The 14,952-nt window shown below is 63.7% G+C and carries 6 protein-coding genes; all 6 read left to right on the top strand.

The annotated features are described in order from the left end of the window. The first annotated feature begins 3 nt into the window (after positions 1-3). The gene (gene tagF / locus B0E46_RS07855; protein ID WP_168171164.1) at positions 4-1,611 is read left to right on the top strand and encodes a type VI secretion system-associated protein TagF; all 1,608 of its coding nucleotides are present in this window, start codon (positions 4-6) and stop codon (positions 1,609-1,611) included. After that, the gene (locus tag B0E46_RS07850; RefSeq protein ID WP_077555241.1) at positions 1,608-2,330 is read left to right on the top strand and encodes a PP2C family serine/threonine-protein phosphatase; all 723 of its coding nucleotides are present in this window, start codon (positions 1,608-1,610) and stop codon (positions 2,328-2,330) included. Before tagF ends, B0E46_RS07850 begins: the two co-directional genes overlap by 4 nt. 16 nt (positions 2,331-2,346) lie before the next feature. Beyond that, complete coding sequence (locus B0E46_RS07845) at positions 2,347-6,819, top strand: protein kinase (RefSeq protein WP_077555240.1); 4,473 nt, start codon at positions 2,347-2,349, stop codon at positions 6,817-6,819. Then, positions 6,816-7,172, top strand: a complete 357-nt coding sequence (locus B0E46_RS07840; protein WP_077555239.1) for a hypothetical protein — start codon at positions 6,816-6,818, stop codon at positions 7,170-7,172. The genes B0E46_RS07845 and B0E46_RS07840 overlap by 4 nt, the downstream gene beginning before the upstream one ends. Positions 7,173-7,805: 633 nt before the next feature. After that, a complete protein-coding gene (locus B0E46_RS07835; RefSeq protein WP_077555238.1) occupies positions 7,806-9,398 on the top strand; it encodes a ShlB/FhaC/HecB family hemolysin secretion/activation protein in 1,593 nt (530 codons plus the stop codon). A gap of 135 nt (positions 9,399-9,533) precedes the next feature. After that, the coding region (locus B0E46_RS07830; protein ID WP_168171163.1) for a filamentous hemagglutinin N-terminal domain-containing protein at positions 9,534-14,952 on the top strand (5,419 nt) is incomplete at its 3' end.

The raw sequence follows: 14,952 nt of genomic DNA, 5'->3' as shown, positions 1-14,952 counted from the left end.
CGCATGCCGAATCCCGTCGCAGGCTTCTTTGGAAAGCTGCCCAGCGCCGGGGATTTCGTGCAGCGACGCTTGCCAGCGGGTTTTGTCGACGTCTGGGATCAGCATTTCGAGAATGCCGTGGCAGCCAGTCGCGGCGCACTTGGTGGTGACTGGCATGAGGCTTATCACGCCAGTCCGGTCTGGCGCTTCTTGCTGGCGCCTGGCGTATGCGGCGACTCCGCATGGCTTGGTGTGATGGGGCCGGGTACGGATCGCGTGGGTCGCTGCTTTCCGATGGTCATCGCCATACCGCTGGCTGCGGATCCGGAATCCTGTCGGCAGACCTTGCTCGATGACGGTGGCTGGTGCGATGCCGCCGAGCGATTGCACAACATGGCGCAGAATGACGCCGCGCTCGGCGTGGACGCTTTCGACGAGCAGGTGGCTGCACTGGCGGGTTCGCTGGATGCCATGCTGCCCAGTCGTGGCTTGGGCTTCCTGCGTGGCGTGGACTGGAATGCGGCAGCCCATTGGCGCCTTCCGCTGCCGACCGAGCCTGCCATGGGCGCCTTCCTGAGCGAGCTGTGGGCTCGACTCGGCGCTGCGCCTGGCCACTGGTGCCTGTGGTGGACGACGGGTGCCGGACGAGTGCCTGCCAGCGTGCTGGTTACCAACGGGTTGCCGCAGCCGGCAGCTTATGCAGGGCTTCTCGATGCCGGTCACAGCGCGGCCGCGTGGCAGTCGCTGGGTGTGTTCGAGCAGAGCCCGGCATCCCATCGCATGGCACCTGAACCCATGGTTGCCGTTGCAGCAGCCAATCCGGAGCCGGCGCCTCCAACCGCATGGCTGCCGGACGACCTGGAGCTGCTCGCCGATCTGGATGTGACCGCCGTGCCGCTCGCCGCCGCAGCTTCACCGGCCGCTGCTGCAGCCGGTGCGGTGGCGGAGGTGTCCGAGCAGGATTCCTATCAAGCCGTCGTCGTGCTGCATCGGCAGGACTTTGCGTTGACCCTGGTGGCTGCCGAGGTCGGTCATCGGGATCCCCGGCAGCAGGCGGTTGCCGCTGTCGGCACGATCGGCCGTGAGCTGGTCGAAGCCGATCTGGCTGCAGGCATGCAGACCCTGCGGACACGGATCATGGCCTTGAACCCGCGACTGCGGCAGGCCGGCGAGGATCTGATCGATCCGGTGACGGAGGATTGCGCCGTGATCGCCGCGCATGTAGCCGCCGGCCAGGTCGGCCTGTTGCGCATCGGCACGGCGGCGGCTTGGCATTGGCGGCATGGACGGTTGCAGCCGATCTTTGCCGAAGGCGAGGCGTCCTCCATGGCTGCCGATGCGGGTGCCGCCGATGATTTCGATGACCTGCTGTTCAATCGCGCGTCACTGACGGCACCAGGCCTTGGTGCAATCGAGCAGCCGGCCTGCAGTGAAATCTCTTGCGCGACGGCGGCGGGCGATCGCCTGCTGCTGGCGGCGGCACCCGCGCTGGTGCAGTTACCGCCGGAGGTTCTGGTTCACAGCCTTGCGATGCCGTCCTGCGACGACGCGCGTCTGCATCTTGCCACCGCTGCAGGCCTTGGCGCAGATCCCGCGCAGTGGCCACTGGCGATCATCGAGATTGACGCATGACGACTCGATACCTGTCCGCTGGCCGCACAGTGACCGGGAAAGTGCGCAGCCACAATGAAGACGCCATCCTGGTGCGTGACGACGCCGGGTTGTGGGTGGTTGCCGATGGCCTCGGCGGCCATTCGGCCGGCGATTATGCCAGCACGATGATCACCGAGCGCCTCGGTGCGTTGCCGCGCACTGGTAGCGTGTTCGACTTCATCGAATCAATCGAGGACACCCTGGTCCAGATCAATGCCGAGCTGCTGCAGACGGCAGCGGCTCGTGGTGTCGACCTGATCGGCTCGACGGTGGTGATCCTGGTGTATGACCCGGACTTCATCCTGTGCGGCTGGGTCGGCGACAGTCGTGCGTACAGTTTCGAGGGCGGTCGCCTGCAGCAGATCACGCGCGATCATGTGCATGGTGGCGAAGAGGATGATGTCACCCATTTTGGTACCACACCGACCCAGCAGCAGCCCGGTTCCGGCGTGCTGACGCGCGCGATTGGCGCAGAGGATCAGCTGTTCGTGGACTGGGTGGTCGCCGGCAATCACCCTGACACGGCCTTCGTGCTCTGCTCCGACGGCATCAACAAGGAAATGTCCGATGTCGAACTTGATGACCAGTGCCGCCGTAGACAGCAACCGCAGGATCTCATCGACAGCCTGTTCGAACTCGCTCTCAGCCGTGCCGGTCGCGACAACATTTCGGCGGTCGTAGTGCGCCTCCAAGAATGAAAAAAGTCCCCCACTCATGAATTCCATTGCCGAACTGGTTGCTGCCTACCGCACCGACAAGCTCAAACTTCCTGCTGTCTTCGAGGCGCTGGCTGCGCGCGGCGCGCTGCCCGATGTCGACTATCAGGCCGAGGTGGCGTGGCTTGAGCGGCAACGCGCCGAGGGTGCGCTTGATCCGTTGATCATCAAGGCACTGCTTGCCAAGCTTGTGCAGGTGCAGACGTCGCCGGCGGGTAGTGCGGCGGATGCCGACGTCACCGTCGTCAAGCCTGCGACACAGCGGCCGGTCGCGCCACCTGGGACACCCGGCGATGCCGATGCCACGGTGGTTCAGCCGACGTCCCGACCTGCGTCGCCCGTGTCGCCACCGCCAGCGCCCGTCACGGACGAAGCCACCGTCGTCAAGCCGGCGTCCCGCCCTCCGGCGCCACCGCCACCACCCGCGGGCGACGAAGTCACGATGGTCAAGCCCGCCTCGGGCACGCCACGTCAGCCCGCCGGCGATCCTACGGTAGGCACCGGTACACAGCGTAGCGCTACCGGTACCCAGGGCATGACGGGAACCAGTTCGAGTCTCAGCAGTTCGAGCTCGAGCTGGCAGAACATCGCCGATGCCGAACAGGGCGATTTCGTCGCGGTCGGTTCGCTGCTCAAGGGGCGTTTCTATCTCGAGAAGGAAATCGGCCGCGGCGGCATGGGCGTGGTTTACATGGCGCGGGACGAGCGCAAGGTCGAGGCGCGTGACCGCGACCCGTATGTAGCGATCAAGGTGCTGAATGACGAATTCCGCCGTCATCCCGATTCGCTGATCTCGTTGCAACGCGAATCACGGCGATCGCAGCAGCTGGCGCACGACAACATCGTGCGTGTGTTCGATTTCGACAAGGATCGCACCATCGTCTTCATGACGATGGAATACATCGATGGCTCCGATCTCAAGCAGCTGATCCGCGAAAAGGCCTTCAACGGCATGCCGCTGGCCGAGGCCAGGCCGCTGATCGAAGGCATGGCGCGGGCGCTCACCCGCGCGCACAGCGCCGGTGTGGTGCATTCCGACTTCAAGCCGGGCAACGTCATGGTCACCCGCGACGGTGTGCCGAAGGTGTTCGATTTCGGCATCGCCCGTGCCGGCAAGCACATGGGCGACGCGGTGGGTGAGCAGACCGTGTTCGACGCGGGCACGCTGGGCGCGCTGACTCCCGCCTACGCCAGCCTGGAGATGATCCAAGGCAAGGAGCCGGCGCCAAGCGACGACGTATATGCGCTGGGCTGTGTCACGTTCGAGCTGCTGACCGGCAAGCACCCGTACGACAAGGTCAGCGCTGAAGTGGCGATGAAGGAGGGGCGCAAGCCGCCACCGGTGAAAGGCTTGACCAAGCACCAGTACAAAGTGCTGTGTGCGAGCGTGGCTTTTACCAGCGAGCATCGCCTGAAGAGCGCGAACGAACTGATCGAAGGTTTGCGTGAAGTCGGCTTCGGCGAGCGAATCAGGCCTTACCTGCTCTACGGCTTGCCAACGATCCTAGTGCTGGCTGGCGGCGTGTGGGGCTGGATCGTCTACCAGCAGAAGCATCAGGTCGCCGAAGTGATCGCCCGGTTCACGACGACCCGCCCGGACCATTACGTCGACGAGAACCAGGCGCTGCAGGCGCTCAACAGCCTGGGTGAAGACGACCGCAAGCGGATCGTGGTGGATCAGAGCGACCTGATCCAGACCTACCTGCTGAGCCGCATCGACACCTACTGGAACCCCGACAAGGATCGCTACGACTACGTCAAGGCACAGCAGGTGTTCAAGCTGCGCGATGATCTGAAACTGTATTCGCCGACGCTGGACTTGCGGCGCAGCGCGATCGACAAGCAGAAGAACGACCTGCTCAACACGCTGGATACCCAGCTCAGCCAGCAGATCGAAGCCGGTGCGATCTTCGAGAATCAGCCGAACAACGTCGTCAAGACCTTGAGCCACATCCGTGCGATCGATCCGACCAGCGCCTTGCTCAAGAACGCCGAGCTCGAGCTGAAGTACGACACGGCCATCGGCAAGTCGCTCGATGCCGGTCACGTCGACGAAGCAGCCGCTGAACTCAAGCTGGCCAGCAGCCTGTTCCCGGATTCCGCACGCCTGAAGCAGCGTGCCGCCCAGCTCGACGAACTCGGCAAAGCCCTGGCGGCACAGCAGCAGCAGGAGCAGCAGGCGAGGCAGCAGCAGCAACTGCGCGAGCAGAGTCTGCAGACACTGACCAGCCAGATCGATCACGCGAACAACGCCGACGACTGGCGCACCCAGGTGGCTGCGGCTTATCGCGATGCGGCCAAACAGCTCGGCGATGACCCTCGGCTTGCCGCGCAGGCGACCCGGTTGAAACAGCTGCTGGCAGCGCAGGCGACGGAAAAGCAGACCGCCGGTGATCTTGCCAGCGCCATCAGCATTGCCGGCTTCGGCATCGACCTGTTCCCCGGCGACGCCTCACTTTCCGCGACGCGGCAGACCCTGTTGGACCAACAAAACCAGCAGGCGCAGAAGGCGGCCAGTGAAGCGCAACGCAACGCGCTGGCCAAGAGCCGCGTTACCGACCTGCTGGCAAGTCCGCAGGGCACGGTAGTCTGGCTGCAGGACGTCAAGAGCGCGCTGGGCAGCGCGCGTACCCAGATCGGCGAGACGGCACCGGATTATGTCCAGTTGCGTGGCAGCGTCGATGCCAGCCTGATCAAACTGGCGCGCGACCGCATGGCCGCGAACGATTTCGATACCGCGCAGAGCGTGATCCAGGCCGGCCAGCAGATGGATCCGAGCGAGGCCGGTTACGCCAAGGCGCTGGCTGACATCGCGACGGCGCGTTCCTCGATGCTGAAACAGACCCAGCAGGCCCAGGCGCAGGCGATCGCGCAGGCGCGCACCACCTTGTCTGGCCTCATCGCGAAGCCGCTGCTTACGCCGGACTGGCAGCAAGCGGTGGCCGCTGCGATGAGCAAACTGCAGGGCGACAATTCGCCCGAGACCCAACGCGCCGTTGCCGCGCTGGGCACGGCGGTCGCCGGTGCGGCCGCGCAGCTTGCCGATCCGCAGCATCTGCCGCAGGCCAGACTCGCTGTGGATTTCGGCCTCAAGTACGTGCCCAAATCGCCCGAGCTGATTGCGCAAAGCGGCAAGCTCGATGCATTGCAGGCACAGTTGCAGGCGCAGGCGGCGCAGGAAAGCGCCGATGCCGAAGTGAAGTCGCGCATCGAGTCGATGCGCAGCGCAGCGGCCGCGGACGATGTCGGCAAAGCCACCCAGTCACTGGATCGGATCAAGGCCTTGCAGCCGGACAATCCGTTCCTCAAGACGGAGGGCCCGAAGCTGCTGGCCGATGCGTACCTGGGCCTGGCCAAGGACACCTTCCAGAAAAGCCATTACCAGAAAGCGGCGGACGTTCTCGGACAGGGTCTCAAGACCCTCGGTGGCAACGCCGATCTGCGTGCGGCGAAGGCGCGCTACGATCTGGTCGCCGCGATCATGGCGGCGGGCAAGCAGCCGCTGGCGAGCGCCACCGAATACGCGCAGCTGAAGAAGCAACTGGATGACGCCCGCCGGACCGATGCGACGGCCCTGGCCAGTCTCGAGGCGGACATGAAGATACGTGGACAACTGTCCGCAAAGTCGCTGTCAGATCAGCTCGACAAGCTCAAGCCCACCGGCGCCGCACCGGTGCCGGTGGTTCAGCCTGCGGCAACGCCGAACGCGCCCGTCACCGAAGCGCCGCCCTCGCCGGGCGTCGAACCCGGCAAGCCGGTGGTTCCCGGCAAGCCGGGTGCGGCACCCGTGACCAAGCCGGCTGCGAACGTCGGCGGGGCGACGCCGGCGGCTGCCAACGGAGCGGATCCTTGCGACAAGCCGGAGCTGGTCGGTACCGGCAAATTCTGCTTCGATAAATCAGCGACCGCACGTGGGCCGTTGCTCGTGGTGGTACCCGGTATGGGTGGCGGCAAACCGTATGCCATGTCGCGCGCCGAAATTTCCATCAGCGAGTTCAACCAGTTCTGCCGTGCCACCGGCAAGTGCGCGGCGTTCTCGGTGGACGACCCGGATTTGGCCAGCGCACCAGTCAGTCGAATCAGCCTCGATCAGGCCCAGGCCTATGCGCGCTGGCTGAGTGACGTCAGTGGTTATACCTATCGCCTGCCCAGCGATGCCGAATGGACACATGCGGCCAAGGCAGGGGGCAACTGGAAACAGGCCGATGACAGCAACTGCATCCCGCCATCGGCCAATGGCGGCGACAACAATGGTGCGGCGGTATCGCCCAAGGGCCGTTCACGCAATCCGTGGGGTCTGGTCAACCTGACCGGCAATGTCTGGGAATGGGTGGTGAGCGGCGGCAGTGTCATGGTGCGTGGCGGCAGCTACAACAGCTACTGGTCGGACTGCAGCGTCGACACACATCGCGCGGACAGTGGTTCGCCACAGAAGGATGTAGGTTTCCGGATACTCAGGGAGCTGAAATGACTGAATGGGAACAGGCAGTCAATCGTGATCTCCGGGCCTTGGACGAGGCGCATCGGCTCGGTCGGATCACACGTGCCGACTACCGTGCGCGGCGTCGCAAGCTGCTGCAATCGCTGCACGACAGCAGCAACGTCGTCACTGCACGCAAGGCACTGGTGCACCCGGATGCGTTGACGGCGCCGCGTGCAAGGCATGCCCAGACGCCGTCGGGCGAGGCATCGAACGGATCCGGCAAAGCCTTGACGACCCTGTTGTCGATGCGACCGGCGATCGCCTGGAAACCCTTGCTCGCGCTCGCTGCGGGCGTCGTGGTATTGATCCTGCTGACTTGGTGGCTGCTGCGCGGTGAATGAAAATAAAACTATCTGTCATCGCAGCTTCACCGGTTTCGCGAACACTTGCGATGCGTCGATGGGTTCGTGCGGTCATGAGTCGCTAGTTTCTGTGCGCGGTGTTGTTTTGTGGATGGCGACACTTTTGGTGGTGGCTATGCAAGCCATCGCGATTACCCGCTGGTAGGCCGGTAATTGATGTGGTTAAGCTGAATAATCTGCCGAAAAGCCTGCAGCGGCAGACGGTTTGAGTGAGCGTTTTCCCTGCGATGCTGTAGGTGTTTTCCCGACAGAAAATGGCCTGTTCTTTTCAACGGGTAAAGGTGTATCCTGCCGCTGGTAACAAGCCAGTGCAGGCAGCAATTGCTTGAGTTTCATCGGCTTGGAATTTCGCAGCCGGCGCGACCTTAGATGTTCCCGGGGCGCGTCGCCAATGGATGATGGTGCGGCCCGGGGGAAAGTATCGTGCGAACTGTTTGCCTCGCAGCAGCGTTGGCTTCTGCATTGACTGGCGGAGTCGTCTGGGCGCAAGACGCCAGCACTTCCGCGTCGGTTCAAGCATCCAACAGATCGGCTTCTGATGCCGGAAATCCTGCGGCCACGGCCGCGTCACCACCCACCGCCGCCTCGCCGCCGCAGGCATCGGCTGGAGTCGTGCCGCCGGTGCGGGATCGCGATACCGGCAACCGGGGCTCCCAGAAGATCGAGGTGGCTGGTTTTCGCGTCAGCGGTGTGGCCAACCATGCAGATATTGGCGTGACGCCGGCGAGCATCCAGGCACTGGCTGATGCGCAATACCAGCAGCTGGCCAAGAACGGCACGCCGGTGGAATTGACCTTCGCCCAGATGCAAGCTATCGCCGACAAGATCACCGAGCGCTATCGGACGGCTGGTTTCATCGTTTCCAATGCATTTCTGCCGGCGCAGACCATCGGCCCGGACCGGGTTGTCCAGATCCAGGTGCTCGAAGGTCAGATCGGCAAGATCATCGTCAAGGGCAACAAGCGCTATCGCTCCAGTGTGATCGCCGCGCCTGCGGAGAAACTCAAGGGCAAGCCATTGCTGAAAAGCGATGTCGATACGGCGTTGCTGTATGCGCGCGACCTGCCGGGCGTCTCGGTATCGTCGACGTTCCAGCCCGGCGCCAATACCGGCGACACCGACCTGGTGATGATCGCCAACGAGGCGAAAAGGCCTTACCAGATCACGCTGGGCGCCAACAATTACGGCACTGATCTCACCGGCCAGTACCGCGCCGATGCAGGTCTGGAGTGGGACAACCCGCTGGGTATCGGCGACACCTTCAATGCCAACCTGGAATATGCGCTCGATCCGAACAACAACGTCTACGGCTCGCTGAGCTATCGCGCGCCTGCGCCGATCGCACCCGGTCTCAGTGCGGTCGTGGGCGCCTCGCGCAGCGAGTTGCAGGTCAATACCGGCACCTTCGCAGCCCTCAACGTCAAGGGTCCCACTTCGCAGTATTACGGTGGCTTCGACTGGAAGTTCATCAATGACGACGACCTGAAAATGCAGGGCACGCTGCATCTCATCGAGGAAGAGTCGAAGCTCAGCAGTCTTGGTACCAGCCTGTCGGATGAGAAGTTCCTGGTGGCCGACCTGGGCTGGGGCATGATGCGCACCGATCGCCGTTTTCATGGCGTCGATATTCTGCAGGTGGATGTGCGCAAGGCCATCAACGACAACTCCAGTGAACCGGATCTGGTCAGTCCGCAACACGACAGCAATTTCACCGTGGCCAAGTTGTCGTATACACGGCTGCAGTTCCTGACCCAGTCGCAGCGACTCAATTTCAAGTTCGTCGGCCAATACACCAACAATGCGTTGGTGCCGCTTGAGCAATTCGTGCTCGGTGGTCCTGACAGCACGCGCGCCTATCCCATTGCCGATGCCTTGCGCGATCGCGGCTACTACACCTCGCTCGAGTATCACGTCGATGCGCCCGGGTTCGGCAAGGTCATCTCGCCTTTCTACGGCCGCCCATGGCGCGAGCTGCTCGAGTTCGAGGTGTTCGTCGACTACGCGAAGGGTTATTCGGCAGGTGCCAACCGCCTCACCACGCCGGCGACAGCGACCCTCAGCGGTGCTGGCGCAGGTCTGATCTTCCGCCTGCCGCGTTTCAACCATTTCGAGTTCCATCTCGATGGTTCGAAAGCTATCAGCTCCCAGAATGCCTCGGATGGCAAGGGCTACCACGTCTACGCTCGATTCAGCTTCACGTATTAACGGATGATGATCATGAGCAAGCACACCAGCACTCATCGGAATGAGCAGCGCAACTCTGCGCGGACACATGCGACTTCGGCATTGGCCAAAGCGTTGCCATTACGCAAAACCTGGCCAATCAGCCTGTGTATCGGCTTGGCCGTCGGATCGATCATCTTCAGCGGCGATGCGCTGGCTGGCGGCCCGACCGGAGGCGTGGTGGTTGGCGGCTCAGGTTCGATCACGCAAAGCGGCAATCAGACCGTCATCAACCAGGCCTCGAATCAGCTCGCGTTGAACTGGAACACGTTCAACCTCACCGCGAACGAATCGGTGATTTTCAACCAGCCTTCGCGTTTTGCGGTGGCCCTGAACCGAATACTCGATCAAAACCCCAGCCAGATCTTCGGTCGCATCAACTCGAACGGCCAGATCTTCCTGATCAACACGCACGGCATCATCTTCGGCGCCACGGCGCAACTGAATGTCGGCGGTCTGATGGCGAGTACGCTGGATCTCACGCCGACCAATTTTCTCGCCGGCAACTACACCCTCAACGCGGTGGGCGGTGGTGCGGGCATCGTCAACTACGGTCTGTTGCAGGCGGCCAGCGGCGGCTCGATCAGCCTGATCGGCGGCAGTGTCGTCAACAACGGCGTTATCCTCGCCAATTACGGAAGCATCAATCTCGATGGTGCCGATCAGGCCGTGCTCGACTTCGACGGCAACGGCCTCATCAACATCCAGCTCACCGGCGAGCTCAAGCAGCGCCTGGAAGCCGACCAGGCTGCCGTCAGCAATAACGGCACCTTGAGTGCCACCAGCGGCACCGTGGTGCTGCAGGCCTCGGCGGCCAAGAACCTGTTCACCGACCTGGTCAACAATACCGGCGTCATCAATGCCAGCGGAATCAATACCGATGGTGGTGTGGTACGCCTGATTGCCAGTGGTGGCAACACCGTCGACAGTGGCACGATCAATGTCACAGGCTCACATGGCGGCAGTGTGCAGCTTCTGTCCGACCAGAACGTCGGTGTCCTGGGCGGCAGCATCGACGCCTCGGGCACTTATGGCGGTGGCAGCATCCGCGTCGGCGGTGGTTGGCAGGGCGGTGAAGGACTGCAAACGGCTGCAGCGACCTATGTCGGGCCGGATGCCATGCTCAAGGCCGATGCAACGCAATGGGGCAATGGCGGCTCGGTAGTGGTGTGGGGCAACGACGTCAACAATTTCTACGGCAACATCAGCGCGCGTGGCGGTGCGATCAGCGGCAACGGCGGCAGGGTCGAGACGTCGTCGCATTATGGCCTCGACGCGCAAGGCCAGGTGGATGCATCGGCGCCACATGGTTATGCGGGTACCTGGCTGCTGGATCCATACGATGTGACCATCAGCAATGCCGCTGACAGCAATGTCAATGTCAGCGGCAGCATTTACACGGCCAGTGGCAATACCTCGAATATCAAGGCCAGCGAGCTAAGCAGCGCACTGACCGGCGGCACCAACGTATTCGTGTTTACAAACAATGCCGCGAATGGTGCGCAGAATGGCGATATCACGCTCAATAGCGCGATCACGGCCAGCGGGGCCGGCTCGCTGTATCTGGAAGCCGCCGGCAGCATTTTCCTCAACAACAACATCACCGGTGCCAGCACGGCCAACCCGCTCAACGTATACCTGTGGGCAAATTATGGCGGTGCTGCTGCAGGAACCACCTACAGCAGCAATGCGACATGCGCCTCTTCCACCGCCTGCGCGGTGGTGATCGGCAATACCGGCAATGCCACGATCAATACCCGTGGCGGCAATGTGGATATCGAAACCACCGGTGCGGTGCAGATCGGTAATCTGACGCATACGGGCGCCATCAACACGGGTGGCGGTACGTTAAGCATCGGCAACCTCGTGGCTGCCGCGTCCATCGCGGAAGGTAGCGCTGGTGTGCTGACCGTCGGTGGCACCAGCAGCTTCAATGCCGGCGCGAATGCGATCACGCTGACCAATGCCAGCAATGCGTTCACGGGAGCGGTGAGCCTGACCGGCGGCAACGTGGGTTTGACGAACAACCGTGCGACCGTGCTGGGTGCCAGCACGGTAACGGGCACGCTGGCCGTGAACAGCACGGGCGCGTTGACCGAGACGGGTGCGTTGACGGTGACGGGTGCGGCGACGTTCACCCAGAACAGCACGACGGCGGGTACCACGCAGGACATCAACCTGGGTACCCAGGCGAACGATTTCAAATCGGGCGTGAGTTTTGCCGCCGGTGCCGGAGCGGCGATCAACAACCTGTCGCTGGAGAACACTGACGCGACGCCGGGTACGCTGACGCTGCCGGCCAGCGTGGCGGGCAACCTGACCTTGAACTATACCAATGCCGCGTTGACGATCCCGGTGGTGGGTGTGGGCGGTGCGCTGAACGTGAGTGCGGGCGGCGGCATCACGATCGACGGCAATGTGAGCACCGGCGGTGGTCAGACGTACAACAACGCGGTGACGCTGGGTGCGGATGCGACGCTGGCGAGCACCGGCAATGGCGCGATCGACTTCGTCTCGACGGTGAACGGTGCGTACAACCTGGCGGTGAACACCGGTGGGCTGACCACGTTCGGTGGCGCGGTCGGCGGTACGACGGCGCTGGCGAGCCTGACCACGGATGCGGCGGGCAGCACGATGCTGGATGGCAACGTCAGCACGACGGGAGCGCAGACCTACAACGATGCGGTGACCCTGGGCGGCGACGCGACCCTGGCGAGCAGTGGCGGCGGTGCGATCGACTCGGGTTCGACGGTGGACGGTGCGCACAACCTGATCGTGAACACCAGCGGTGTAACCACGTTCGGCGGAGCGGTCGGTGGTACGACGAAGCTGACGAGCCTGAATATCCAGAATGCGGCGGGCAGCACGACGCTGGGTGGCAATGTCAGCACGACGGGAGCGCAGACGTACGGCAATGCGTTGACGCTGGGTGGGGATGCGACGCTGGCGAGCAGCGGCAATGGCGCAATCGACTTCGTCTCGACGGTGGACGGTGCGCACAACCTGATCGTGAACACGGGCGGCCTGACCACGTTTGGTGGCGTGGTGGGTGGCACGGCGGCGCTGGCGAGCCTAACCACGGATGCGGCAGGTACGACAAGGCTGGATGGCAATGTCAGCACGACGGGTACGCAGACTTACAACGATGCGGTGACCTTGGGCGGCAACGACACGCTGACGGGCACGACGGTGAGCCTGGCCGGCGTGACCGGTGGCGGCAACAGCCTGACCGTGACGGGCAATGCGGTGCTGGGCGGTGCATTGTCGGGGGTGAACGCACTGGCGATCAGTGGCACGACCGCGATCAACACGGCGAGTGTGAGCACGAGCGGTGGCCAGACATACAGCGGTGCGGTGACGCTGGGAGCGGATACGACGCTGACGAGTACGGGTAGCGGTGCGATCGACCTGGCCTCGACGGTGGACGGTGCGCACAAGCTGAGCATAAGCACGGGCGGTGCGGCCACCTTGGGTGGCGCGGTCGGCGGCACGACGGCGCTGACCAGCCTGACGACGAACAGCGGCACGTTCAGCGCGAATGCGCTGACGATCAATGGCCCGTTGTCGGTAACGACGACGGCCGGTGGCATCACGCAAGGCGGTGCGTTCACGGTAGCGGGTACGTCGAGCTTCAATGCCGGCGCGAATGCGATCACGCTGACCAATGCCAGCAATGCGTTCACGGGAGCGGTGAGCCTGACCGGCGGCAACGTGGGTTTGACGAACAACCGTGCGACCGTGCTGGGTGCCAGCACGGTAACGGGCACGCTGGCCGTGAACAGCACGGGCGCGTTGACCGAGACGGGTGCGTTGACGGTGACGGGTGCGGCGACGTTCACCCAGAACAGCACGACGGCGGGTACCACGCAGGACATCAACCTGGGTACCCAGGCGAACGATTTCAAATCGGGCGTGAGTTTTGCCGCCGGTGCCGGAGCGGCGATCAACAACCTGTCGCTGGAGAACACTGACGCGACGCCGGGTACGCTGACGCTGCCGGCCAGCGTGGCGGGCAACCTGACCTTGAACTATACCAATGCCGCGTTGACGATCCCGGTGGTGGGTGTGGGCGGTGCGCTGAACGTGAGTGCGGGCGGCGGCATCACGATCGACGGCAATGTGAGCACCGGCGGTGGTCAGACGTACAACAACGCGGTGACGCTGGGTGCGGATGCGACGCTGGCGAGCACCGGCAATGGCGCGATCGACTTCGTCTCGACGGTGAACGGTGCGTACAACCTGGCGGTGAACACCGGTGGGCTGACCACGTTCGGTGGCGCGGTCGGCGGTACGACGGCGCTGGCGAGCCTGACCACGGATGCGGCGGGCAGCACGATGCTGGATGGCAACGTCAGCACGACGGGAGCGCAGACCTACAACGATGCGGTGACCCTGGGCGGCGACGCGACCCTGGCGAGCAGTGGCGGCGGTGCGATCGACTCGGGTTCGACGGTGGACGGTGCGCACAACCTGATCGTGAACACCAGCGGTGTAACCACGTTCGGCGGAGCGGTCGGTGGTACGACGAAGCTGACGAGCCTGAATATCCAGAATGCGGCGGGCAGCACGACGCTGGGTGGCAATGTCAGCCCGACGGGAGCGCAGACGTACGGCAATGCGTTGACGCTGGGTGGGGATGCGACGCTGGCGAGCAGCGGCAATGGCGCAATCGACTTCGTCTCGACGGTGGACGGTGCGCACAACCTGATCGTGAACACGGGCGGCCTGACCACGTTTGGTGGCGTGGTGGGTGGCACGGCGGCGCTGGCGAGCCTAACCACGGATGCGGCAGGTACGACAAGGCTGGATGGCAATGTCAGCACGACGGGTACGCAGACTTACAACGATGCGGTGACCTTGGGCGGCAACGACACGCTGACGGGCACGACGGTGAGCCTGGCCGGCGTGACCGGTGGCGGCAACAGCCTGACCGTGACGGGCAATGCGGTGCTGGGCGGTGCATTGTCGGGGGTGAACGCACTGGCGATCAGTGGCACGACCGCGATCAACACGGCGAGTGTGAGCACGAGCGGTGGCCAGACATACAGCGGTGCGGTGACGCTGGGAGCGGATACGACGCTGACGAGTACGGGTAGCGGTGCGATCGACCTGGCCTCGACGGTGGACGGTGCGCACAAGCTGAGCATAAGCACGGGCGGTGCGGCCACCTTGGGTGGCGCGGTCGGCGGCACGACGGCGCTGACCAGCCTGACGACGAACAGCGGCACGTTCAGCGCGAATGCGCTGACGATCAATGGCCCGTTGTCGGTAACGACGACGGCCGGTGGCATCACGCAAGGCGGTGCGTTCACGGTAGCGGGTACGTCGAGCTTCAATGCCGGCGCGAATGCGATCACGCTGACCAATGCCAGCAATGCGTTCACGGGAGCGGTGAGCCTGACCGGTGGCACGACGCAGATCACGGATGCGGGTGCATTGACGCTGGGCACGTTGAGCACGGGCGCGCTGACGGCGATCAGCACGGGAGCGCTGAACCTGGGTAGCGGCAGCATTGGCGGCAACCTGCAGGCGACCA

The organism is Rhodanobacter sp. B04 (assembly GCF_002001125.1).
GTDB lineage: Bacteria > Pseudomonadota > Gammaproteobacteria > Xanthomonadales > Rhodanobacteraceae > Rhodanobacter.
The sequence above is the reverse complement of the archived record's forward strand: the minus strand, read 5'-3'. Positions and strand labels throughout refer to the sequence as shown.

What these genes read in the sequence shown, in the direction of transcription:
- B0E46_RS07845 (WP_077555240.1), top strand. Translation starts at nt 2,347, where the DNA reads ATGAATTCCATTGCCGAACTGGTTGCTGCCTACCGCACCGACAAGCTC.
- B0E46_RS07840 (WP_077555239.1), top strand. Translation starts at nt 6,816, where the DNA reads ATGACTGAATGGGAACAGGCAGTCAATCGTGATCTCCGGGCCTTGGAC.
- tagF (WP_168171164.1), top strand. Translation starts at nt 4, where the DNA reads ATGCCGAATCCCGTCGCAGGCTTCTTTGGAAAGCTGCCCAGCGCCGGG.
- B0E46_RS07850 (WP_077555241.1), top strand. Translation starts at nt 1,608, where the DNA reads ATGACGACTCGATACCTGTCCGCTGGCCGCACAGTGACCGGGAAAGTG.